The sequence below is a fragment of the Pseudomonas sp. MTM4 genome, from assembly GCF_019355055.1.
In the GTDB taxonomy this organism is placed as follows: domain Bacteria; phylum Pseudomonadota; class Gammaproteobacteria; order Pseudomonadales; family Pseudomonadaceae; genus Stutzerimonas.
This window is the reverse complement of sequence record NZ_CP048411.1, coordinates 513,618-536,225: the sequence shown is the minus strand read 5'-3', so window position 1 is coordinate 536,225 and position 22,608 is coordinate 513,618. Positions and strand designations below refer to the sequence as shown.

At 61.7% G+C, this 22,608-nt stretch carries 17 protein-coding genes; 9 read left to right on the top strand and 8 right to left on the bottom strand.

Annotated elements, in window-relative coordinates:
• Positions 1-56: 56 nt before the first annotated feature.
• From nahK to GYM54_RS02475, 3 genes are all read right to left on the bottom strand, one after another.
• On the bottom strand, positions 57-2,696 hold the full coding sequence (nahK, locus tag GYM54_RS02485; protein ID WP_197444758.1) for a hybrid sensor histidine kinase/response regulator NahK/ErcS': 2,640 nt from the start codon (positions 2,694-2,696) through the stop codon (positions 57-59).
• Positions 2,626-3,753: a nitric oxide-sensing protein NosP gene (gene nosP / locus GYM54_RS02480; RefSeq protein WP_231752144.1), complete on the bottom strand. Its 1,128-nt coding sequence runs from the start codon at positions 3,751-3,753 to the stop codon at positions 2,626-2,628. Before nosP ends, nahK begins: the two co-directional genes overlap by 71 nt.
• 284 nt (positions 3,754-4,037) lie before the next feature.
• On the bottom strand, positions 4,038-5,225 hold the full coding sequence (locus GYM54_RS02475) for a porin (protein ID WP_197444756.1): 1,188 nt from the start codon (positions 5,223-5,225) through the stop codon (positions 4,038-4,040).
• 341 nt (positions 5,226-5,566) lie between these two features.
• On the opposite strand from GYM54_RS02475, the gene GYM54_RS02470 reads away from it, so the two are divergent.
• The 8 genes from GYM54_RS02470 (at position 5,567) to xylB (ending at position 15,296) form a co-directional block, all read left to right on the top strand.
• Positions 5,567-6,526, top strand: a complete 960-nt coding sequence (locus GYM54_RS02470) for a carbohydrate kinase (RefSeq protein ID WP_197444755.1) — start codon at positions 5,567-5,569, stop codon at positions 6,524-6,526.
• Between the two features lie 173 nt (positions 6,527-6,699).
• A complete protein-coding gene (locus tag GYM54_RS02465; RefSeq protein ID WP_181103654.1) occupies positions 6,700-7,605 on the top strand; it encodes an AraC family transcriptional regulator in 906 nt (301 codons plus the stop codon).
• Between the two features lie 298 nt (positions 7,606-7,903).
• Positions 7,904-9,211 carry a sugar ABC transporter substrate-binding protein gene (locus tag GYM54_RS02460; protein ID WP_181103655.1) on the top strand — a complete coding sequence of 436 codons (1,308 nt, stop codon included), beginning with the start codon at positions 7,904-7,906 and terminating at the stop codon, positions 9,209-9,211.
• A gap of 67 nt (positions 9,212-9,278) precedes the next feature.
• The gene (locus GYM54_RS02455; protein WP_181103657.1) at positions 9,279-10,223 is read left to right on the top strand and encodes a carbohydrate ABC transporter permease; all 945 of its coding nucleotides are present in this window, start codon (positions 9,279-9,281) and stop codon (positions 10,221-10,223) included.
• 10 nt (positions 10,224-10,233) lie between these two features.
• Positions 10,234-11,067, top strand: coding sequence for a carbohydrate ABC transporter permease (locus GYM54_RS02450; protein ID WP_181103659.1), 834 nt, complete (start codon positions 10,234-10,236; stop codon positions 11,065-11,067).
• Positions 11,068-11,101: 34 nt separating this feature from the next.
• Complete coding sequence (locus GYM54_RS02445; protein WP_131648704.1) at positions 11,102-12,205, top strand: ABC transporter ATP-binding protein; 1,104 nt, start codon at positions 11,102-11,104, stop codon at positions 12,203-12,205.
• Between the two features lie 110 nt (positions 12,206-12,315).
• Positions 12,316-13,791 (top strand): mannitol dehydrogenase family protein, encoded by a 1,476-nt coding sequence (locus GYM54_RS02440; RefSeq protein ID WP_197444754.1) that lies wholly within the window; start codon positions 12,316-12,318, stop codon positions 13,789-13,791.
• Positions 13,792-13,799: 8 nt separating this feature from the next.
• A complete protein-coding gene (gene xylB, locus GYM54_RS02435; protein WP_197444753.1) occupies positions 13,800-15,296 on the top strand; it encodes a xylulokinase in 1,497 nt (498 codons plus the stop codon).
• 176 nt (positions 15,297-15,472) lie between these two features.
• On the opposite strand, the gene GYM54_RS02430 is transcribed toward xylB, so the two are convergent.
• The gene (locus GYM54_RS02430) at positions 15,473-16,699 is read right to left on the bottom strand and encodes an acyl-CoA dehydrogenase (RefSeq protein ID WP_197444752.1); all 1,227 of its coding nucleotides are present in this window, start codon (positions 16,697-16,699) and stop codon (positions 15,473-15,475) included.
• 140 nt (positions 16,700-16,839) lie between these two features.
• Between GYM54_RS02430 and GYM54_RS02425 the strand changes: the two genes are divergently transcribed.
• Complete coding sequence (locus GYM54_RS02425; RefSeq protein WP_131648699.1) at positions 16,840-17,754, top strand: LysR family transcriptional regulator; 915 nt, start codon at positions 16,840-16,842, stop codon at positions 17,752-17,754.
• A 44-nt stretch (positions 17,755-17,798) separates the two neighbouring features.
• Here the strand turns inward: GYM54_RS02425 and GYM54_RS02420 are convergent, their stop codons facing one another.
• The 4 genes from GYM54_RS02420 to GYM54_RS02405 all read right to left on the bottom strand — a co-directional run bounded on the left by GYM54_RS02420 (position 17,799) and on the right by GYM54_RS02405 (position 22,408).
• Positions 17,799-18,818: a LacI family DNA-binding transcriptional regulator gene (locus tag GYM54_RS02420; RefSeq protein ID WP_181103668.1), complete on the bottom strand. Its 1,020-nt coding sequence runs from the start codon at positions 18,816-18,818 to the stop codon at positions 17,799-17,801.
• A 67-nt stretch (positions 18,819-18,885) separates the two neighbouring features.
• A complete protein-coding gene (locus GYM54_RS02415; protein ID WP_181103670.1) occupies positions 18,886-19,902 on the bottom strand; it encodes a TRAP transporter substrate-binding protein in 1,017 nt (338 codons plus the stop codon).
• 97 nt (positions 19,903-19,999) lie between these two features.
• Entirely contained in the window at positions 20,000-21,277 is a 1,278-nt protein-coding gene (locus GYM54_RS02410) for a TRAP transporter large permease (RefSeq protein WP_181103672.1), read from the bottom strand.
• Positions 21,278-21,319: 42 nt separating this feature from the next.
• Positions 21,320-22,408 carry a gluconokinase, GntK/IdnK-type gene (locus GYM54_RS02405; RefSeq protein WP_181103963.1) on the bottom strand — a complete coding sequence of 363 codons (1,089 nt, stop codon included), beginning with the start codon at positions 22,406-22,408 and terminating at the stop codon, positions 21,320-21,322.
• Positions 22,409-22,608 lie beyond the last annotated feature (200 nt).

The following is a 22,608-nucleotide window of genomic DNA, read 5'->3' as shown; positions in this document are numbered from 1 at the left end:
CCGCGCACCAACAAGAGCCACACCGTCCTTCCTCCGTATCAGCGAAGCATGCCTACTCAGCCCGCCAGCCCATGCTCCAGCATGTGGCACATGGCGGTCTTGAGCTTCATCGGCCGTACCGGCTTGTGCATCAGCATGTGGCCCAGCTCGCGTACCTGCTGCTTGAGGTCGTTGCTGTAGTTGGCGGTGATCATCAGCGCAGGCAGCGGGCTGGCGCGGCGGGCGTTGACCTTGGCGACCACGTCGATGCCGGTGTGACCGTTGTCCAGGTGGTAGTCGGCGATCAGCAGATCGGCCTCGGCATGGAAGTCGTCCACCTGGCGCGCCAGATCTTCTTCCGACAATGCGGTGATCACCAAGCAACCCCAGCCTTCGAGCAGGGTGCGCATGCCGGCGCAGATCGCCGTGTCGTTATCCAGCACCCAGACCCGCGCGCCCTGCAAACGCTGCAGCACCAGCTCAGTGGTGGTCGGCTCGGCACGTGTCATGGGGGCGCGCTTGGCCAGCGGCACCTCGATGGCGAACCGGGACCCTCGCCCCGGCTGCGAGCTGACCTGAATGCGATGGCCGAGCATGCGCGCGATCTTCTCGACGATGGCCAGGCCGAGGCCCAGCCCGCGGTCCTGGTTCGGCCGCACGCCCTCCCCGCGTTTGAACTCCTGGAAGATTTCCTCAAGCTTGTCCTCGGCGATGCCGACGCCGGTGTCCCACACCTCGATCGACAGCCGCTGCCGACGCCGCCGGCAGCCCAGCAGCACGCGCCCCTGCGGCGTATAGCGGATGGCATTGGTCAGCAGATTGCGCAGGATGCGCGCCAGCAGTTGGATATCGCTGCGCACCAGTGCCGAACTGGGGATGGAATCCAGCTGCAGGCGCTCGGCCCCGGCGATCTGGCGGAACTCCATGGCCAGGTTCTCCAGCAGTTCACTGACGGCGAACGGAGCGATATCGGGCTTGATCACGCCGGCGTCGAGCTTGGAAATGTCCACCAGGGTGCCGAGCAGATTCTCCACGTCCTCCAGTGAGTTGCTGATGTTGCGCACCAGCCCGCCGCTGGGCTCTGCCGGCTGCTCCAGCAAAGCGCTAGTGAACAGCCGCGCGGCATTCAGCGGCTGCAACAAGTCATGGCTGACGGCTGCGAGAAACTTGGTCTTGGACAGGTTGGCCAGCTCCGACTCGCGCTTGGCCTCGCGCAACCGTGCTTCAACCAGGCTGCGCTCTTCGATCTCGCGCAACAGCTGGTCGTTGAGGCTGGTCAGTTCGGCGGTGCGCTCGCGCACTCGCTGCTCCAGGTTCTGATAGGCCTGGTGCAGCGCCTCGGCGGTACGCCGGCGGTCGGTGATGTCCTGGATCAGCACGAAGATGCCGGCGACCTCGCCGCTGGAAAGCCGGTTCGGTACGTAGGAACGCAGCATGTAGCGCTGCTGACCGGCATGGTTGCACTCGGACATCTCGAAGCTGACGTTTTCGCCGGACAAGGCGCGGTCGATATAAGGCGCCAGCTGCCGCCAATGCTCGCCGCTGTGCACTTCGGGCAGGCTCTGCCCGAGCATGCCTTCGCTGGGCCAGCGGTACCATTGCTCGTAGACCTTGTTGGTGAACTCGTAGGTCAGATCGGAAGACACGTAGGCAATCAGCGCCGGTACGTGGTCGGTGATCAGGCGGATCCAACGTTCGCTCTCACGCAGCGCCTCGGCGTGGCGGTAGCGATCGGTGATGTCGGTGAAGGTGTTGACGAAGCCGCCGGTGGGCAGCGCATGGGTGCGGATCTCCAGCATGCGTCCGTCGAACAGGCGCTGCTCCAGCTCACGGATAGGTCGCCCGTTACCATCTCGACTGTTGGGCGTCAGGAGCTTCAGCTCGCTCTCTGCCATCACCTCATCGAACGGCCGATGCGCCTCGATCGGAGCAAGCCCGCAGAGTTCGAGAAAACGCCGGTTCCACAGTTCCAGCGTGCCCTCGGCGCCCACCATGGCCACGCCTTGGGACAGGTTGTCCACCGCGCGTTGCAGCAGACGCGACTTCTGCGCCAGCGCCTGTTCGCGGCGCATGGTTTCGCTGACTTTCACCTCGGTGATGTCGGTGTAGAGCATCACCAACCCACCCTCGCGAGTCGGTCGTTCACTGACCTGTACCCAGCGGCCGTTGTTCAGTCGATAGACTGTGGGCTCATCGCCCTTGCCTTGATGTTCCTCGACGATGAGCCCTGTGCTCTTGGCCAGCTGCCGCACATCGGCCAATCGCGTGCCAGCGTTGATGCGCACCGGGGTTCGGTTCCACAGCGATTTGAAGCGCCGATTGAACAGAACGATGCGCTGCTCGCAGTCGAACAGCACAAAGGCATCGGAGATGCTCTCGATGGCGTCGACCAAGTGCTGGTGTGCGGTTTCCGCCCGCAGGCGCGCATCGCTGAGCAGCTGGTTGCTGCCCTGGAGTTCAGCCATCGTCTGGTTCAGCGCGTCGGTACGCTCGCGTACCTGCTCGGCCAGCTCTACCGAATGCTGGAACGCCGCATAGGGTGCATCACGCCCCGCGCCGCTGGACTCGACGCGCTCGATCAGCGCGGCATTGATCCGCACCAGCTTGCGGTTCTCACGCTCCAGCTCGGTCTGGCGCGCCAGCAGTTCAATGACCGCCCCGCCCTCCTGGTCGGCCAATGGCAACACCGGTGAAGGTCTGGTTGATATGCATGCCATTGAACTGCTCTCCGTAGGTGTTGAAGCCGATCACCTGCTGGCGCTTGAGAAAAGCCGACACCTGCTCGCTGGCACCGTTGGCTTCGATTTCCAGGCGGCGCAGGAAACAGTCGCAGCCGATGGTGAGCAGCGGCGGGCCCAGGCGGTTTTCGAGGCGCCGGAATAGCGCTTCGAGATTGGGCATCAACGGGCCGGGCTGCATGGCCGTCAGCACGATGCCGTTCTCCACCGCGCAGTAGAACGTCAGGCTCAGGTCCTCGTTGACCTTCTGTATCGAGCGCACGTAGTACTGCTCGTTGATGCGCACCGCCAGCGGATGCGCGGCGAACAGCCGATGATCGAGATCGGCAACATGCACGCCGATCAACCGGGCGTATTCCTCGGCGGCCGGCTCGGCATTCAGCTCGAAGACCCGGCGGCCGTTGCTGTCGGCCTGGGTGACCACCAGCTTCTCGCCATTGGGCAGGATGTGGTGGGTGGTGAACACCTCGAAATCCAGCCAGGTATTGATCAGCACCACGATGGCTGCGCCGTTGTGGAACTTGCCGTCGTAATAGACGTGGGTGTCAGCCAGGTGGTTGTCGTCGCCCGCTGAGCCGCCGAAATGTGGAATGCTGCCGAAGGCTGCGCTGAGCGCCGCGAGCACTTGTTCCTCACGACTGGATAGGCCGTCGAGCAGGGTCAGGGCGAAGCTGTGGTCCTTGATCGGCGCGAGGGAGTTGCTGCGACAGGCGCTGCCCAGCCGCTCCACCATTTGCTGGGCATCGACCAGGCTGAAGCGCTCCATCTCGTCGATCAGCTCGCAGGCAATGGAAAAGTTGCGGTGGTCGAAGCCTATGGCACTGACGCAGCTGCGGCTGTAGCCCTGGGCGGTAATCTCGCCCGCCGAGGTACAGCCCACCAGACGCACGCCACCGAAGTACTGCTGCAACGCATCGGCCAATGCCGGCAGGTCGTACTCGGCGGAGCAGAAGAACAGCACGAAACCCAGGTGCGGATGGATCAACTGGCGCGCCAGATCCTGGGCCACCGTTTCAGCCAGCCGCGCTTCGGACATTGCCGTGCGTATCGTTTCCGTCTGTTGCTCGCTCACGCACTGCCTCCCGCACCGCTATCGGATTGCCCACATTCTTGGTCAGGGCATTGGGCACGAAAATGCTACTTGAGTACCGGAATACACGTGCCTAGGTAGCGGGGCCTCGCCTCCCAATCGGTGCGCGGAGCGCACCCTACGCATGCGTCAAACATTCGTAGGGTGCGCTCCGCGCATCGCCTGCGTTGGAATAACAAAAAAGGCTGGCCCTCCTCACGGGGGCCAGCCCTCTGTCCTGCACCCTTGGCTCAGAAGCTCAGCGCAGCGCCCATAGCAAAAGTCCGGGTGTCTTCGTCGACGGCACCGGTATCGCGTCCAGCGATCTCGAACTCGTTGAGTTCGGCGACCAACTTGAGGTTGTCATTGATATCGTGGAACAGCGCGATGCCGCGGGTTTCATAATCGGCGGCGGTGCCCAGACCGTTGCCGTCATCCTTGGTCTTACCGTACGACAGCGCAATGCGGTTCTTGCCGAAACGATAGGAGCCCTGTAGCAGGTAGCCATCGCTGTCCACCTCGCGCAGCAAGGCTTCGCCGGCGTTATTGGTGAAGAACGGGTTGATGCCTTCGGCCTGGAAGCCCGACGCGGTCAGCGAGAAGCTGCCCATCTTCGCCTGCACGCCGTAGCCGAGGCCCTTGGAGGTCACGTCCTCGATGCTGTCGTCGGTGTTGTCCGAGCTCTGCTGCATGGCGTTGATCCAGGTATAGAGGTGGGTGCCGCCCAGCTCGAACTGGTAGGTCACCTCGGCTTCCAGACGCGGCTCTTCCTGGTAGGCCTTGTCGAGGGTGGAGCTGGTGTCCTCAGTGGTGTCCACCGGGTCCATGATGCCGACCGCCACGCGCACACCGCTTATGACCGGGGAGCGGTAAGTAACCTGCGATGTCGGGAACGGGTACGGATAGCCGGTGCCGATGTTGCCGAAGGACACGCCGCCACCGTCCACCAGCCCCAGGGTGTCGCTGACCTGGCCATAGCCGGTGAGCATTTCGTCGAGCAGGATGTTGGAACGGGCGAACAGGCCGAAATCCTTGCCGAACAGCACCTCGCCCCAGGCATCGTTAGACACCGTGGCGTAGAACTGGCGAACGTCGATACCGGTTTCGGTGCCATTGGTGTCGCTGTCGTTGATGGTCACCCAGAAAGAGGAGCGACCGCCGAGCTTGAGGTCATTGACCTGCTTGCTGAAGTTGAAGCCGATGTAATTGGGCAGGAAACCCATCTTGACCCGCGACTGCTTGCGGTCAAATTGCTCGCCGGCACGATCGACATCGCTATGGACGTAGAAGGTATTGAAGTAACCGTCGGTGGAAAAACGGGTGTCGTCCTGGTCGTAAAGCACGATCTCAGCCGATGCCAATTGGCTCACCGACATGGCAACGGCACTGACCAGGGCCAGAGGCAGCAGGGTTGAAACGGCTTTCTTGTTGTTGTGCATGGCGCTCTCCGCTGTATTTGACGACAGGCAGTCGTGACGGGAGCGATTATCGAAAGGCCACCGGGGCGCACATACGCTGCTATGGCGGCGAATGGCTAGTGCTTTGGCCCTGTCATCCGTATTGCCTCCCGAGCACAGGCGGCACCGATCGGCAGCACTGGCGCTTTGGTATTACGCCGTAGCGCTTGTGGCCAAGTGGCTGCTGCATGGCTTAGGGAGTGGGTCCATCAGACGAACCCAACATCAAGGACAACAACGTATCAGTCTGGCGGACGCTTCGTACTGTCCGAAGAATCGAGCGGGTACTAAGCTCGGCTCAAACAACAACAGCAGCGATTGTCATGTACCTGATCTGTGGCGAAGCCTTGTTCGATGTATTCACTGCGACCGGGGACGGCCCGAGCAACCGACTGACATTGGAGGCGGTTGCGGGCGGCTCACCCTTCAACGTCGCCGTTGGCCTTTCGAGGCTGGGCGTGCCGGTAGCCTTGTTCGGCGGGATTTCCAGCGACAGTTTCGGTGAACGCCTGCGCCAGATCCTGAGCGAGGAAGGCGTGGTCGATACCTACTTAGTGCCGTTCGAAGCAGCCACCACCCTGGCGATGGTCGCGCTCGGCGCCGACGGCTCGCCACGCTACAGCTTTCGTGGCGAAGGCTGCGCCGACCGTCTGCTCGAGGAAGCGCACCTCAAGCCGCTGAGTGACGATATCTGTGCCATTCATGTCGGCTCTTACAGTCTGGTCGTGCCGCCGATCGCCGATACCCTGCAGACGCTGGTCGCGCGTGAGAGCCACAGGCGCCTGATCTCCATGGATCCCAACGTACGCCTCAACGTCGAGCCCAGCCTGCCGCGCTGGCGCGAACGTGTCGACGCGTTCGCCAAACACGCGCACCTGATCAAGGTCAGCGACGAGGATCTCGCGTTGCTCTATCCCGGCGAGGCACCCGAGCGCATTGCCCAAGGCTGGTTGAAGGATCGCTGTGAACTGGTATTGCTGACACGTGGCCGCGAAGGCGCGCAGCTGTTCAGCCGTAAGCATGGTCAGCTCTACGCAGCCGCAAAGCCTACGGTAGTTCGCGACACCGTTGGAGCGGGCGATACCTTCCAGGCCGCGCTGTTGAGTTATCTGCATGAGCAGCGTGTCCAGACCGCGGCGGGGCTTGCCGAACTGGATCGCGAACAACTCGAGGCGATGCTCGGATTCGCTGTGCAAGCAGCGGCCATCACCTGTTCACGCACCGGGCCGGACCTGCCCTACCGATACGAAATTGACTGGCCGAATTTGGTTCCAGGTCTATAAACCATAGGTCCTGTTCCGTTTCGCCGGTCGGCCATCGTAGGGTGTGCTCCGCGCAACGGCGACGGGGGCGCAGCTCATTCCCGGCATCCGCCGTTCGGTGCGCATAGCGCACCCTACAATCGATTACGTAACGTCCAGCCCCTGACAATAATTACCCTACGGCGCAGCGTGCAATGAAAGGACTGAAGATCTCCGATCCCTCCTACGAGCTGATGGACGACCACCACGGCAACTCGCTGATCTACCGGGAGCACGGCTTCCCCTGCCCTCTGGTGCGTTGGCATAACCACAAGGAGTACGAGCTGCACCTGATCGTCGCCAGTACCGGCAAGGTATTCATTGGCGATTACGTGGGCAACTTCGGTCCGGACAGCCTGTTTCTCACCGGCCCGCATCTACCGCACAACTGGATCAGCCAGGTCGATGACGGCGAAGTCGTCGCCAAGCGAGACATGCTGGTCAATTTCACCGACGAGTTGTTCGAAGCGGGCCACAGCGTATTTTCCGAGCTGCGCAGCCTGACGCCGATGCTCGAACGCTCGCGTTATGGCATCGAGTTCCGCTGCCGCCGCACGATCACCGAGGCCGGTCGATTGATGCAGCGAGTGGCTGACAGCCGCGGCGCCACCCGTCTCGGCTATTTCCTGATCATGCTCGAACTGCTCGCCAGTTGTGACGACTATCAACTGCTGTCCGGCACTACCTCAGCGCAGCTGGGAGATGACAACCACGCCGACCGCACCAACATGGCGGTCAACTACATCTTCGAGAACTACATGCGCGAACTGCCGCTCGAAGAAGTCGCCGGCCATCTGGGCATGAAGCCCACCTACTTCTCGCGCTTTTTCAAGCGTGCCACCGGGCGTTGCTACGTCGAGTTCGTGAACAGTCTGCGCATCAGCAAATCCTGCGAGCTTTTGCTGGACAACGAAAAGCCGGTCACCGACGTCTGTTTCGAGTCCGGTTTCAACAACCTCTCCAATTTCAATCGCCGCTTCCAGCAGCTCAAAGGCATGACGCCCTCGTGTTACCGCCGCCTGGTCGAGCAGCGGCTGACGGCGCAGAACCTGGCCGGCTGATACGCATCGTCATTGCTTCGCGGTGTCGCTTCCCGACTACCGAGGCGCCGCTTGCGCTGCCTTTCTGTATAGGTAACCCCGCTGCGCCGTGCTCTTCACCGTTGTCGAGCCGCGTATCACTGCACCCAGCATGATCAGACAAAAAGTGCAAAAAAGTATCTAACGAAGTGCAGTCAGGGCTTTGTAACCACCTCGATGCGAGCGTTGTAATGCTCGCGAGACGCTCGTACGCAGTACACGAGCAACAACAAAAACAATAAGCGCTTCCACCGCCCTGGCCGTGGAAGAGGAGTCCAGGATGAAAACCGTCAAACTGCTGCTCGGCACCACCTGTATTGCGATGATCGGCGCGACCCACGCGGCCGAAACCCTCACGGTCGCCACCGTCAACAATGCAGACATGATCCGCATGCAGCGCCTCTCCCAGACCTTCGAACAACAGAATCCAGAGATCGATCTCAACTGGGTCGTACTTGAAGAGAACGTACTGCGCCAGCGCTTGACCACTGACATCGCCACCCAGGGCGGGCAGTTCGACGTACTGACCATCGGCATGTACGAAGCCTCGCTGTGGGGTGACAAGGGCTGGCTAGCACCGATGACCGACCTGCCCGCCGATTACGATCTCGACGATGTATTCCCCTCGGTACGCGAAGGCCTATCGGTCGACGGCACCCTCTATGCGCTGCCCTTCTACGCCGAAAGCTCGATGACCTACTACCGCACCGACCTGTTCGAGCAGGCCGGTTTGCAGATGCCGGAACGCCCGACCTGGACGCAGATGGCTGAGTTCGCCGAGAAGTTGCACAAGCCCGATCAGGACCAGTACGGCATGTGCCTGCGCGGCAAGGCCGGCTGGGGCGAGAACATGGCATTGGTCACCACCGTCGCCAACGCCTTTGGCGCGCGCTGGTTCGATGAGCAATGGCAGCCTGAATTCAACAGTCCCGAATGGACCAAGGCGGCTACCTTCTATGTCGATCTGCTGAGCAAATACGGTCCACCGGGCGCCTCCAGCAACGGCTTCAACGAAAACCTGGCGCTGTTCAACACGGGCAAGTGCGCCATGTGGGTCGATGCCACCGTGGCTGGCTCCTTCGTCACCGACAGCTCGCAGAGCAAGGTGGCTGACAAGGTCGGCTTCGCCTTCGCGCCGCATCAGGACACCGACAAGGGATCGGCCTGGCTTTACTCCTGGGCGCTGGCGATTCCTACCAGCTCGCAGCAGAAGGAGGCCGCCAAGACCTTCGCCGCCTGGGCGACCTCCAAGGACTACGCCAAGCTGGTCGCCGAGACCGATGGCGTGGCCAACGTACCGCCGGGCACCCGCGAATCGACCTACAGCGAGGAGTACATGGCCGCGGCACCGTTTGCCGAGGTTACCCTGCAATCGCTGAAGCAGGCCGATCCCGCCTCGCCCTCGGCCAAGCCGGTGCCTTATGTCGGCATCCAGCTGGTGACCATTCCCGAGTTTCAGGCCATCGGCACCCAGGTCGGCAAGATGTTTGCCGCCGCCCTCACCGGGCAGATGCCGGTGGAGCAGATGCTAACCGCCGTGCAGCAGTCGACCACGCGCGAGATGAAGCGCGCGGGCTATCCCAAGTAGGCAGCCGTTACCTCCCATTGAGGGCTCGCTGTGCCCTCATCGGCCCTCCTTCATCTGGAGCACGACCATGGCTACCACAACCACTGCCTTGCCCAAGGCTCCCGACACTCGCATGGACAGCGAACCGACCGAGCGCCGTCGCCGGCGGCTCGGTCCCAGCTGGTTCCTCGTAAGCCCATCCGTGGCATTACTACTGCTGTGGATGCTGGTACCGCTGTCGATGACCGTCTATTTCTCGGTCATCCGTTACAACCTGCTCTATCCGGGCGAAAACGATTTCGTCGGGCTGGAGAACTTCCATTACTTCCTCACCGACGCCGGCTTCATGCCGGGCATGGCTAACACCCTGATCCTGGTCGGCAGCGTGTTGCTGATCAGCGTGGTGCTGGGCGTGTTGATCTCGGCACTGCTGGAAGCGGCCGATTTCGCCGGGCGTGGGATCGTCCGCGTGCTGCTGATCTCGCCGTTCTTCATCATGCCAACGGTCAGCGCGCTGGTCTGGAAGAACCTGATCTACCACCCCGTGTCGGGCATTCTCGCCGCCGTCTGGAAGTTCTTCGGCGCCCAGCCGGTGGACTGGCTGGCGCAGCATCCGCTGGCATCCATCGTGATCATCGTCTCCTGGCAATGGCTGCCCTTCGCCATCCTGATCCTGATGACCGCCATGCAGTCGCTGGACCAGGAGCAGAAGGAGGCGGCGCGCCTCGACGGTGCCGGCCCCATCGCCATCTTCTGGCACCTGACGCTGCCGCACCTGGCCCGCCCGATAGCGGTAGTGGTGATGATCGAAACCATCTTCCTGCTCTCAATATTCGCTGAAATCTTCACCACCACCAGCGGCGGCCCCGGTTATGCCTCCACCAACCTCGCCTACCTGATCTACAACCAGGCGCTGTTGCAGTTCGATGTCGGCATGGCGTCGGCAGGCGGGCTGATCGCGGTGGTCATCGCCAATATCGCGGCGATCATCCTGGTGCGGATGCTCGGCAAGAATCTCACCGAGAAATACTGAGGACAGACCGATGCTGACGCTGAAACAAAGTCGCCGCCTCAACACCCTGCTGGTTGGCGTACTCGCCTGGGCGGTGGCGCTGCTGCTGTTCTTCCCGATCTTCTGGATGCTGATGACCAGCTTCAAGACCGAGATCGACGCCTTCGCCACGCCGCCGCAATTCATCTTCACACCGACGCTGGACAACTACGTGCATATCCAGGAGCGCAGCGGCTACTTCAAGTACGCCTGGAACTCGGTGACCATCTCCTTCGGCGCCACCGTCCTGGGCATGCTGATCGCCATTCCGGCGGCCTACTCCATGGCCTTCTTCGAGACCAAGCGAACCAAGGGCACCCTGCTGTGGATGCTCTCCACCAAGATGCTGCCGGCGGTCGGCGTGCTGGTGCCGATCTACCTGCTGGCCAAGCAGTTCGGCCTGCTCGACAGCCGCACGGTACTGATCGTCATCTACACGCTGATCAACCTGCCGATCCTGGTCTGGATGACCTACACCTACTTCAAGGACATCCCGCGCGACATTCTCGAAGCGGCGCGCATGGACGGTGCCACCCTGTCGCAGGAAATGCTCCGCGTGCTGCTGCCCATCAGCAAGGGCGGGCTGGCCTCCACCATGCTGCTGTCGCTGATCCTGTGCTGGAACGAGGCTTTCTGGTCGCTCAACCTGACCTCCGCCAATGCCGCGCCGCTGACGGCGCTGATCGCCTCCTACTCCAGCCCCGAGGGCCTGTTCTGGGCCAAGCTTTCGGCCGTCTCCACCCTGGCCTGCGCACCCATTCTGATATTCGGCTGGATCAGCCAGAAACAGCTGGTCCGCGGCCTGTCGTTCGGCGCCGTGAAATAACGCCAAACCGAGAAGAACAACAGAGGATTCGAAGATGGCAAATCTGAAAATTCACAGCCTGAAAAAAGGCTTCGACGGCAACGAGATCATCAAGGGTGTCGACCTGGAAATCCGCGATGGTGAGTTCGTGGTGTTCGTCGGCCCATCCGGTTGCGGCAAATCCACCCTGCTGCGGCTGATCGCCGGCCTGGAAGAAGTCAGCAGCGGCCATATCGAGCTGGACGGCCGCGACATCACCCAGGTCAGCCCGGCCAAACGCGACCTGGCCATGGTGTTCCAGACCTACGCGCTCTATCCGCATATGACGGTGCGCAAGAACATGTCATTTGCCCTGGACCTGGCCGGGGTCGACAAGCAGGAAGTCGACCACAAGATCACCAATGCAGCGCGCATTCTCGGCCTGGAGCCGCTGCTGGAACGCAAGCCGAAACAGCTCTCTGGCGGTCAGCGTCAGCGGGTCGCGATCGGCCGCGCCATCGTGCGCAATCCCAAGGTATTTCTCTTCGACGAGCCGCTGTCCAACCTCGACGCCGCGCTACGGGTACAGATGCGGCTGGAGCTGTCGCGTCTGCATCAGGAACTGCAGGCGACGATGATCTACGTCACCCACGATCAGGTCGAAGCGATGACCCTCGCCGACAAGGTGGTGGTGCTCAACGCCGGCCGTGTCGAGCAGGTCGGCTCGCCGATGGAGCTCTATCACAGCCCGGCCAACCTCTTCGTCGCAGGCTTTCTCGGTACGCCGAAGATGGGCTTTCTCCAAGGCACAGTCGTCGGTGTACATGCCGAGGGTTGCGAGGTGGAACTGGACGCCAGGTGTCGCCTGCAACTGCCGCTGGGCGGCACGGCATTGTCCATTGGCGACCCGGTGACGCTGGGTATTCGCCCCGAACACCTCAACCGCAGCACCGACGGCAGCTGCCAGCTGGAGGTCAAGGCCGATGTCAGCGAACGTCTGGGCAGCGACACCTATTGCCACGTGCTCACTCAGGCGGGCGAGCCCCTGACCATGCGCATCCGTGGCGATTTCACACCGCGCTATGGCGAGTCACTGAAACTGACGCTCGATGCCGCCCACTGCCACTTGTTCGACAGCAAGGGACTGGCGGTCGGCCAGCCCCTACGTCAGGTGGCCTGAATCAGCTTGGGCAGGCCGCCCAAACGGCAGCCTGCCATCCGCTCCCGTGTCGCCAACCGCTATGGCAGATCCCGTAGTTCGGACGCACACGCCTATCCGTGAGACATCCAATGAAGTTGAACGAACAGAATCTGCAACGCCTGCCGGCCAACATCAAGCGCCCCGGCTATGCCCTGGAAAAGGTCAGCACCGGCATCGCCCATATCGGCGTTGGCGGTTTTCATCGGGCCCACCAGGCGGCTTATACCGATGCCCTGATGAATACCGGTGAAGGGCTGGACTGGGGCATCTGCGGCATCGGCACCCGCCCCGAGGAAAGGACCATGCGCGACGCCCTGGCGGCGCAGGATTATATGTTCACCCTGGTGGAGCTGGATGACCGACCGGATACCGAGGTGCGGGTAATCGGCAGCATTCGCGACATGCTGCTGGTCGAGGATAGCCCGGAGGCGGTCTTGACCCGACTCGCAAATCCGGCGATCCGTATCGTCTCGCTGACAATCACCGAAGGCGGCTACTGCATGGACGAAAGCAGCGGCCAGTTCGACGCCTCGCTGCCGCAGATCCAGCACGACCTGGCCACCCCACGCGCGCCAATCAGCGTGTTCGGCCTGCTCTGTGCGGCGTTGGCCCGGCGGCGTGGCGCAGGTGTTGCGCCCTTCACGGTGATGTCCTGCGATAACCTACCGCACAACGGCGATGTCACCCGTAAGGCGCTGCTGGCCTTCGCGACGCTGGTCGATGCCGAGCTGGCCGGCTGGATCGAGCGCCACGTCAGTTTCCCCAACGCCATGGTCGATCGCATCACGCCGATGACCAGCCCCGCACATCGTCAGGCGCTGCAGGACCAGCACGGCATCGACGACGCCTGGCCGGTGGTCTGTGAGCCCTTCGTGCAATGGGTGCTGGAAGACAAGTTCGTCAACGGCCGCCCCGCCTGGGAGAAGGTCGGCGTGCAGTTCACCGACGATGTCGCGCCCTATGAGGAAATGAAACTCAAGCTGCTCAACAGCAGCCATCTGGCGCTGACCTACCTGGGCGCTCTGCGCGGCTATCGCTATGTGCACGAAACCATGGAAGACCCGTTGATCAAGCGCTACGTGCAGCGCTACATGGATGACGACGTGACGCCACAGCTGGCACCAGTGCCCGGCATCGATCTCACCCAGTACAAGCGCACACTGATCGAACGCTTCTCCAACCGCGCCATCGCCGATCAACTGGAGCGAGTCTGTTCGGATGGCTCGTCGAAGTTCTCCAAGTTCAGCGTACCGACCATCAACCAGCTGATCGCCGACAACGCCGAGCTGGATCGCGCCGCGCTGGTGATCGCAGCCTGGGCGCTGTATCTGCGGGGCGTCGATGAGAATGGCGAGCGCTACCGGATTCTCGATCCACGGCTGGTGTTCTGCCAGGCCCTGGTCGCCGAGGACGAAGGACTGGCCGAGCGTCTGCTCGGCCGCGAGGATATCTTCGGTACGCAGATCCCGCGTTCGGCTGCATTTCGGGAGGCCTTCGAGCGCAACTTGACGCGGCTGCGTTCGCTGGGGGTGAAAGGCACGCTCGATCAGTTGCTCGCGAGCTAGGAGGCCCTATGTTTCTAGGCATCGACTGCGGTACCCAAGGCACCAAGGCGCTGCTGCTCGACGCCGCGACCGGAACCGTGCTGGGTGAAGGTTCGGCCAGTCATGAACTGATCAGCGGCCCTAACGGTCGCCGCGAGCAGGCGACCGAGCAATGGATCGAGGCGTTCGAGAAGGCTACGGCGGCTGCGCTGGCCCAGGCAGGGATCAAGGGAACAGCCGTGCTTGGCATTGGTGTTTCCGGCCAGCAGCATGGGTTGGTCACGCTGGACGCGGATGGCCAGGTTCTACGGCCGGCCAAGCTCTGGTGCGACACCGAATCGGCCACCGAGAACCAGCGCCTGCTGGACTGGCTGGGTGGTGAGACCGGCTCGCTGCAGCGCTTGGGCGTCGCCATCGCGCCGGGTTACACGGTGTCCAAGCTGCTTTGGATGAAGGAACAGCATCCCGCGCTGTTCGAGCGCATCGCGCACATCCTGCTGCCCCATGACTACCTCAACTACTGGCTCACCGGGCGTTGTCGCAGCGAGTACGGCGATGCCTCGGGTACCGGCTACTTCAACGTGCGTACCCGCCGCTGGGATCTGGAACTGCTACACCATATCGACCCGAGCGGCCGGCTGGCAGCGACCCTGCCGGAGCTGATCGAAGCCCACCAACCGATCGGATCGCTACGTCCTGAACTGGCGGCGCGGCTTGGGCTCAATCCCCAGGCTTTGGTGGCCAGCGGTGGCGGCGACAACATGATGGGCGCCATCGGCACCGGCAATATCGCGCCCGGCGCCATCACCATGAGCCTGGGCACCTCCGGCACACTGTACGGATACGGCAATGAGCCCCGCGTCAGTTCGCAGCCATCGGTCGCGACCTTCTGTTCGTCCAGCGGTGGCTGGCTGCCGCTGATCTGCACCATGAACCTGACCAACGCCAATGGCGCCATCCGCGAGTTGCTGCAGCTCGATCTCGAACAATTCAACGCACTGGTGGCACAAGCGCCCATCGGCGCGGATGGCGTAAGCATGCTGCCGTTTCTCAACGGCGAACGCGTACCCGCCCTGCCCCAGGCCAGCGCCAGCCTGCACGGCTTGACCAGCGACAACCTCACTCGCGCCAATCTCTGCCGCGCAGTGCTCGAAGGCGTGACCTTCGGCCTGCGTTATGGCCTGGACCTGCTGCGGGACAGCGGCATCCGCAGCGAGCGGATTCGTTTGATCGGTGGCGGTGCAAAGAACCCACTGTGGCGGCAGATCATCGCCGATGTCATGGATGCACCAGTCATCTGCGCCACGCACAGCGAGGCCCCAGCGCTGGGCGCGGCTATCCAGGCGGCGTGGTGCCATGCGCGACAAGGCGATCCGCAGGCCAGTCTTGCCGAGATGTGTGAGCGCTGTGTCAGTCTTGATGAGGCGACAGCCGTCGAGCCTGAGGCCGGTGCCGTCGCAGCTTACGAGCAGGCCTATCGGCGTTATCGCGGGCTGGTGACCGGCCTCCATAATCAGCAGGCGTGACACGTTCGCGAGCAAGCTCACTCCTACACGGGCCGAGAGACGCACGATCCAGTAGGAACGAGCTTGCGCGCGAACGCTTTGTCCAATCGCCAGCGCGCCACACTAGCAGATAACCCACGCATAAAAAAGGCAAAGCCAGGGTTCATGGCTTTGCCTTTCGGTACAACCAGAGCGCGTCAACGGCTACGCAGCGCCTCGCGCGGTACGTATTTGCCCAGCTCGTGCTTGGCGATCGAGGCGCGATGTACTTCATCCGGGCCGTCGGCCAGGCGCAGGGTGCGCTGCATGGCGTACCAGTGGGCCAGCGGGAAATCTTCGGAGACGCCGGCGCCACCGTGGATCTGAATGGCACGGTCGATAACCTTCAACGCCACGTTGGGAGCGACCACCTTGATTTGGGCGATTTCGCTGGCGGCGATCTTGTTGCCCACCGTATCCATCATGTAGGCCGCGTTGAGCGTCAGCAGGCGTGCCATATTGATCTCGATCCGGCATTCGGCGATGTGATCGAAGTTGGCCCCCAGGCGCGCCAGCGGCTTGCCGAACGCCGTGCGGCTGACCGAACGCTCGCACATCAGCTTCAGCGCCCGCTCGGCGACACCCACCGAGCGCATGCAATGGTGAATGCGGCCCGGGCCAAGGCGACCCTGGGCAATCTCGAAGCCACGGCCTTCGCCGAGCAGGACGTTTTCGTAAGGCACACGCACGTTCTCCAGCAACACCTCGGCGTGGCCGTGCGGCGCGTCGTCATAGCCGAACACCGGTAGCGGGCGCAGTACCTTGAGACCGGGCGCATCCATCGGCACGAGAATCATCGAATGCTGCTGGTGGCGCGGCGCATCCGGATTGGTCAGGCCCATGAAAATCATCACCTTGCAACGCGGGTCGCAGGCGCCCGACGTCCACCACTTGCGGCCGTTGATCACCCACTCATCACCTTCACGCACGGCGCGGGCTTCCATGTTGGTGGCATCCGAAGACGCTACGCCCGGTTCGGTCATGCCGAAGGCCGAGCGGATCTCACCGCGCAGCAGCGGCTCTAGCCACTGCTTCTTCTGCGCTTCGCTGCCGTAACGCACCAGCACTTCCATATTGCCCGTGTCGGGCGCCGAGCAGTTGAAGGCTTCCGGGCCAAGGCCCGAGCTACCCATGATTTCCGCCAGCGGCGCGTATTCGGTATTGGTCAGCCCGGCGCCCAATTCTGATTCCGGCAGGAACAGGTTCCATAGGCCTTCAGCTTTAGCCTTGGCCTTCAGTTCTTCGACGATGGCGGTAGGCTGCCAGCGATCACCTTCGCTCACCTGCTGATAAAAGATTTTCTCGGCGGGATAGACATGCACATCCATGAACGCCTGGACACGTTCACGCAGCTCTTGAACCTTGGGGGAATAGGCGAAATTCATGGACAAACCTTCTTCGGATTGGACGATGTAACGAAATGCTAGTGCAGGGCTGAAGATTTACCTACGCTATTTTCCTCGTGTATAAACATTCATCACCGATATATGATCGGCGCGAATGACCCAGCCGGAGAGCTTGCGGAATGAACCTGAATAAGGTCGATCTCAACCTGTTTATCGTCTTCGATGCCATCTATACCGAGGCGAATCTGACCCGCGCCGGGCAGATCGTCGGTATCACTCAGCCCGCCGTTTCCAATGCCTTGGCGCGCCTGCGCGAGACCTTCAACGACCCGCTGTTCGTGCGCACCGCGCAAGGCATGGTGCCGACGCCGATGGCACAGAACATCATCGGCCCGGTGCGCAACGCATTGCAGTTGCTGCGCGTGTCGGTGCAGGAAAGCCGTACCTTCAATCCGCTGCAGGCGAACAAGACCTTCCGCATCAGCATGACCGACCTCACCGAGGCCGTGGTGTTGCCGCCGCTGTTCCAACGCCTGCGCCGCATGGCACCGAACGTGAAGATCGAGAGCATGCTGGCCAAGCGCCGCGAGACCACCAAGGAGCTGGCGGCTGGGCGCCTGGACTTCGCCATGGACGCGCCACTAAATACCGACCCGCAGGTGCGTCACGTCAAGCTGCTCGAGGACAGCTATGTCTGCGCGATGCGCCGCGGCCATCCGCTGGCGAAAGACAAACTGAGCGTTGAGGAATACCTATCGCTGTCGCACATTCATATCTCAAGCCGGCGCAGCGGTTTGGGCATGGTCGATCTGGCTCTGGGCAAGATGGGGCTGCAGCGCAAGATCGCCCTGCGCTCACAGCATTACATGATGGCTACTCAGGTCATTCAGCACACCGATATGGCGGTGACCGTGCCGGAGCGTTTCGCCCGCCGCCACGACCTGCATCAGGTACCGCTGCCGGTGGACATTCCGCCGCTGGAAACGCACATCTACTGGCACGAAAGCACGGATCAAGACCCGGCCAACCGCTGGATGCGCGAACAGATGATCGAGATCGCCCAGCAGGTCACGGCGGCGCAGCAGGCCGACTGATCTGTTGATAATGCCGGCAAGCGCAATGCCTGCCGGTTCAGTTTTCAGGCGCTTTCGCGCATCACCACTTCGAACCCCACATCTATCCGCCGTTGCGTTGGCGTTTCGCCGCGCATCAGGCTGAGCAGCATCTGCCCGGCCAGCGTGCCGATTTCGCCACGGATGGTGCGTACGGTCGTCAGCGCCGGGTGCATCCAAGCGGCGGCTGGCAGGTCGTTGAAACCGGCAATGGCCAAACGCCCAGGAACGGCCAGCTGCAACTGGCGGGCACGGAATAGTGCCCCCAGCGCCAGGTCGTCGTTATTGAAGAAGATCGCATCGATGCCTGGCTGCTGGGCCAGTAGCCTGTCCAGCAGTTCGGCGCCAAGGCCGATGGAGGATACCTCCGGCGTCAGCAGCTCCAGCGCGGGGTCGTAGCGGGACGCCTCGCGCATCGCCTGCCGATAACCTTCGGCACGCTGCAGGGTACGCGGGTCGAGCTGCGCAGCGGCGAAGGCGATAGTGCGGTAACCACGCTCGAGCAGCTTGCGGGTCATTGCTGCGCCTGCTTCGTACTGGGAAAAACCGACGCAATAGTCCTCGTCCGCATCGCTCAGCTCCATCAGCGTAACGATGGGGCTGGTGTAGCTGCCCAGCACTTCGCGCGCGGCATCGCTGCGCTGGAAGCCGGTGACCAGAAGTCCCGCCGGCTGATGGGCCAGATACGCACGCAACAGGCGCTCGTCTTCCTCCGGACGGTAGTGACTAACGCCGATCATCAGCTCATACCCGGCCGGCATCAGGACTCGCTGAACCGCCTCGACGGTATCGACGAACACAGCGTTCGACAGTGAAGGGATGATCACAGCTACTAGATTCGAGCGCGCGCTGGCGAGGCTTCGCGCCGCGGTATGCGGCACGTAACCCAGCGCTTTGACCGCAGCCATGACGCGCTCGCGCAGCGCATCGGACACTCGCTCCGGTTGCGACAGCGCACGCGAAGCGGACATCAATGAACAACCAGCACTGCGAGCCACATCAGACAATGTGACCCGCTCCAACGAGCGACGGCGACGAGAACTCATAGCGGGATCCAGCGACGAGAGGCGTGAATTCTACCTCGGCACGACGCCCCCGAAGGGGCGCGCAGGATCACTTCGGCGCCTTCGCGATTTCTGCCTGGACTTCATTGAACAATGGCTCGCCGACCGTATCGATCACGGTCTGAATCGCCGGCTTGGCCTGCTCGCGCATACGTTGGATTTCTTCAGGGCTGACCTTGTTGATCTCCATGCCGTGCTCTTCGATTTGCGCCAAGGCTTCGCGGGCTTCGGCACGGGTGTCTTCGCGCTCCGAATCACGCGACTTCTTCGCCGCGTCCATGATGATGTTCTGCTCGGTCTCGGACAGGCCATCCCACCAGCGCTTGGACGCTGTGACGATCCAAGGGCTGTAGACGTGATTGGTCACGCTCAGGTACTTCTGCACTTCATAGAATTTGGAAGACAGGATGGTGTTGTAGGGGTTTTCCTGGCCATCGACCGCCTTGGTTTCCAGCGCGGTGAACAGTTCGGAGAACGGCAGCGGGACCGCATTGGCGCCCATCTGCTTGAACGTATCGATGAATACAGGGTTGGGCATCACGCGCAGTTTGATGCCGTTGAAGTCCTCCATCTTCTCGACCGGGCGCACGTTGTTGGTGAGATTGCGGAAGCCATTCTCCCAGTAGACCAGGCCAACCAGCCCTTTCTCTTCCAGCGCATCCATGACCTTCTGCCCTACCGGACCGTCGAGCACGTAATCCGCCTGCTTTTCGCTTTCAAAGAGGAACGGCGTATCCCAAACCGCCATTTCCTCGGCGATGCCAACCAGCGTTGCCGTCGAGCCAACCATCATTTCCTGCGCTCCACCCATCAGCGCGTTCTGCATCTGATCGTCCGAACCCAGGCTAGCGGAGGCGAAGGTCCGCATCTTGAGCTTGCCGTCGGACGCCTTGGCGATTTCTTCGGCAAGCAGCTTCGCCGCCCTGCCCTGGTTGCTGTCTTCGTTGAGGCCATAACCAAAGCGGATCATGCGCGAACGGACGTCGTCAGCCGCTTGTGCGCTGACCGCCGTGATGGCGCTACCGAGGGTGGTGGCCGCCAGGGCCGCTATGAGAAATCGTTTCATGCTGTCTTACCTTTTGTTGTTGTGGATGAAATGAAGGTGAAGCTTTTCTCGCCAAGGCGAAACTTGAATGCCGCTGCGAAGCGAGTACCTGCCCCGATCAGCGCAACCATTGCAGCGGCACGGTGATGATCGCCGGCACGGCTACCAGCAGTGCGACGATCAGCAAATAAATAACGAAGAATGGAATCACTCCGCGCACCAGTGTCTCCATGCGCAACCTGCCGATACCTCCGACAACGTTCAGCACAGTGCCCACCGGCGGCGTAATCAAACCGATGGAGCCGATCAATACGAACATCACGCCGAAGTACACCGGATCGATACCGGCCTTGACCGCGATAGGCGCCAGCACTGGACCAAGGATGAGAATGGTCGGTGTCAGATCGAGCACCATGCCAATCGCAATCATCAGCACCATGATGGCAACCATCAGCAGCTTCGGATCTTGCGCCAGCGGGCCGAGCATCATGGCGATCTCGTCCGGCAATTGCGCCAGTGTGATCATGTAGCCGGAAACGATTGCCGCGGCGCAGAGGAACATGACTGACGCCGTGGTACGGCTCGCGCGGGTCAGCACTTCTATTACGCCGCGCCAGTTGAGTTCGCGATACAGCAAGGTCGAAACGGCAAGCGCATAAACCGCTGCCACTACTGCTGCCTCGGTTGGCGTGAACAACCCGCCGCGTAAGCCGCCGACGATAATCACCGGGAGCATCAAAGCGGCTGCTCCGTCGACCAGCGCCTTGCGGCGCTCGGCACGGGTGGCTTTTTCCTGAGGGGGCTCTTCGATCTTGCGTGCGATCAACGTCCAGGCCACCACCAGACCCGCGCCCATAATCAAACCGGGCACCATACCGGCGAGGAACAGTTGACTGATCGACGTGTTGGTGACTACGCCATAAATCACGAAAGGCATCGAAGGCGGAATGATCGGGGCGATGATTCCGCCGGCCGCCACCAGGCCCGATGACGAACTCAACGGATAACCACGCTCACGCATCATCGGCAGCAACAGCGTGGCCAGCGCGGCAGTGTCCGCCAGTGCCGAGCCGGACATGCTCGCTAGAAGCACCGAGGCCGCAATCGCGACATACCCGAGCCCACCACGCTTGTGGCCGAAATAGGCCTGCGCCATGTTGATGATGCGACGAGAAATGCCGCCGGCATTCATCAATTCACCGGCAAGAATGAAGAACGGCACGGCCAACAGTGGAAAGCTGTCGGCTCCGGCCTGAAGGTTCTGGGCCAGCAGTTGCACATCCCAGAAATCCAGATACCACATCAGCACCGCACCAGTGAGAATCAGCGCGAATGCGATCGGCATGCCGAAGGCCATGAAGCCAAACAGTGAAGAAAGGAAGACGACGACAGTCATGTACGGTCCTCAGGCGGGCATTGCCCTGTTGTTATAGATAAATCAGTCGGCCGTTACATTGGCGTCGGCGGCATGCGGCTGGGGCTGCCCGCGCCATACGTTCACGAGTTGCAAAAGTGCCAGGACCGTCAGTGCGATCATGCTGGCCATTACCGGCAGCATCGCTACTGCCAGCGGATAGCCCACCACCGGACTATTGATGTTCCAGCCGAACTGCATCTGGTTCCATCCGCCCATAGCAGCCATGCCGCTGGCAATGGCCACCATCAGCCAGCTGACCGAATCGACCAGGCGGCGAAACAACTTTGGAAAACGATCACGGATCATGCTGAAAGCCATCAGTTCTCCGCGGCGCATGCTCGACGCGACGCCAACGAAGACCAGCCAGACGAAGGCCAATCGCGAAAGCTCCTCGGCGCCAGTCCAACCGGTACCGAAGGCGTAACGCAGCACCACGCTGCTGAACACAACGATCACCATAAATGCGAGCAAGCCTGCCATCAGCCAATCGGTGATCCGATCAAAGCTCTGCGCTATTTTTCCGCTGTAAATGGGTGCGGTGGTCAACTCAGCGCCGCGCTCCAGCTCTGTGTTAGCGCTATCAAGCGGGCGTGCGGAAAGATCCTCGCGATCGGCGATTTCAAGTCCAGATTCATGCTGCATCCAGCTGACGATTTTTTCGAGAACCTGCTCGCGCGACTGGCTGGCATCGACTACCAGCACACCAGGTTCGCCTTCCGGCGATTCGAGTGTGGCGAACTGGCTGTCCACCAGGGAAATCGGCATGAAATGCCCAGCACGGCCACCGACGCGCTGAATCGCAGTGTCGTAATCGATGGACAGATGCGCGAAACGCAAGGCCGGCACTGCGTCGCGTAATAGATCACGATAGCGGCGCTTGAGTGCAGAACAGGCCAGCACGAAGCCGACATCGTCTTCGATTGCCTTATGCATCTCGACGATGAGTTTCTGCAGCCACTCCACGCGATCGGCGTCGGAAAGCGGCGTGCCGGCACGCATGCGTGCGACGTTTTCTTCGGGATGGAAGTTGTCGGCTTCGATATGGCGAAAACCCATTGCATCGGCAACGGCATGGCTGGTGTCGGTCTTACCCGAACCGCTGACACCCATGACCACCAGCGTGCGGCTGGCGGCGCGAATGTCGCTATTGGAGTGGAAATCCACTATCGGCTCTCCAGCAGCATCAATGTGCCGCGTTATGATTGTTGAGCCAGATGGTAGCGCTAACATATTTTAACGATAACTACCGTTCGTCGCTTTTCGACTCTGCCAAATGGTCGTCTTGTTGGCGTCGGTGCTTCGGTTTTCTT

What these genes read in the sequence shown, in the direction of transcription:
- GYM54_RS02475 (WP_197444756.1), bottom strand. Translation starts at nt 5,225, where the DNA reads ATGCACAACAACAAGAAAGCCGTTTCAACCCTGCTGCCTCTGGCCCTG.
- GYM54_RS02430 (WP_197444752.1), bottom strand. Translation starts at nt 16,699, where the DNA reads ATGAATTTCGCCTATTCCCCCAAGGTTCAAGAGCTGCGTGAACGTGTC.
- GYM54_RS02450 (WP_181103659.1), top strand. Translation starts at nt 10,234, where the DNA reads ATGCTGACGCTGAAACAAAGTCGCCGCCTCAACACCCTGCTGGTTGGC.
- GYM54_RS02470 (WP_197444755.1), top strand. Translation starts at nt 5,567, where the DNA reads ATGTACCTGATCTGTGGCGAAGCCTTGTTCGATGTATTCACTGCGACC.
- nosP (WP_231752144.1), bottom strand. Translation starts at nt 3,753, where the DNA reads ATGTCCGAAGCGCGGCTGGCTGAAACGGTGGCCCAGGATCTGGCGCGC.
- GYM54_RS02460 (WP_181103655.1), top strand. Translation starts at nt 7,904, where the DNA reads ATGAAAACCGTCAAACTGCTGCTCGGCACCACCTGTATTGCGATGATC.
- GYM54_RS02425 (WP_131648699.1), top strand. Translation starts at nt 16,840, where the DNA reads ATGAACCTGAATAAGGTCGATCTCAACCTGTTTATCGTCTTCGATGCC.
- nahK (WP_197444758.1), bottom strand. Translation starts at nt 2,696, where the DNA reads ATGGCATGCATATCAACCAGACCTTCACCGGTGTTGCCATTGGCCGAC.
- GYM54_RS02420 (WP_181103668.1), bottom strand. Translation starts at nt 18,818, where the DNA reads ATGAGTTCTCGTCGCCGTCGCTCGTTGGAGCGGGTCACATTGTCTGAT.
- GYM54_RS02415 (WP_181103670.1), bottom strand. Translation starts at nt 19,902, where the DNA reads ATGAAACGATTTCTCATAGCGGCCCTGGCGGCCACCACCCTCGGTAGC.
- GYM54_RS02405 (WP_181103963.1), bottom strand. Translation starts at nt 22,408, where the DNA reads ATGGGTGTCAGCGGTTCGGGTAAGACCGACACCAGCCATGCCGTTGCC.
- GYM54_RS02445 (WP_131648704.1), top strand. Translation starts at nt 11,102, where the DNA reads ATGGCAAATCTGAAAATTCACAGCCTGAAAAAAGGCTTCGACGGCAAC.
- xylB (WP_197444753.1), top strand. Translation starts at nt 13,800, where the DNA reads ATGTTTCTAGGCATCGACTGCGGTACCCAAGGCACCAAGGCGCTGCTG.
- GYM54_RS02410 (WP_181103672.1), bottom strand. Translation starts at nt 21,277, where the DNA reads ATGACTGTCGTCGTCTTCCTTTCTTCACTGTTTGGCTTCATGGCCTTC.
- GYM54_RS02440 (WP_197444754.1), top strand. Translation starts at nt 12,316, where the DNA reads ATGAAGTTGAACGAACAGAATCTGCAACGCCTGCCGGCCAACATCAAG.
- GYM54_RS02465 (WP_181103654.1), top strand. Translation starts at nt 6,700, where the DNA reads ATGAAAGGACTGAAGATCTCCGATCCCTCCTACGAGCTGATGGACGAC.
- GYM54_RS02455 (WP_181103657.1), top strand. Translation starts at nt 9,279, where the DNA reads ATGGCTACCACAACCACTGCCTTGCCCAAGGCTCCCGACACTCGCATG.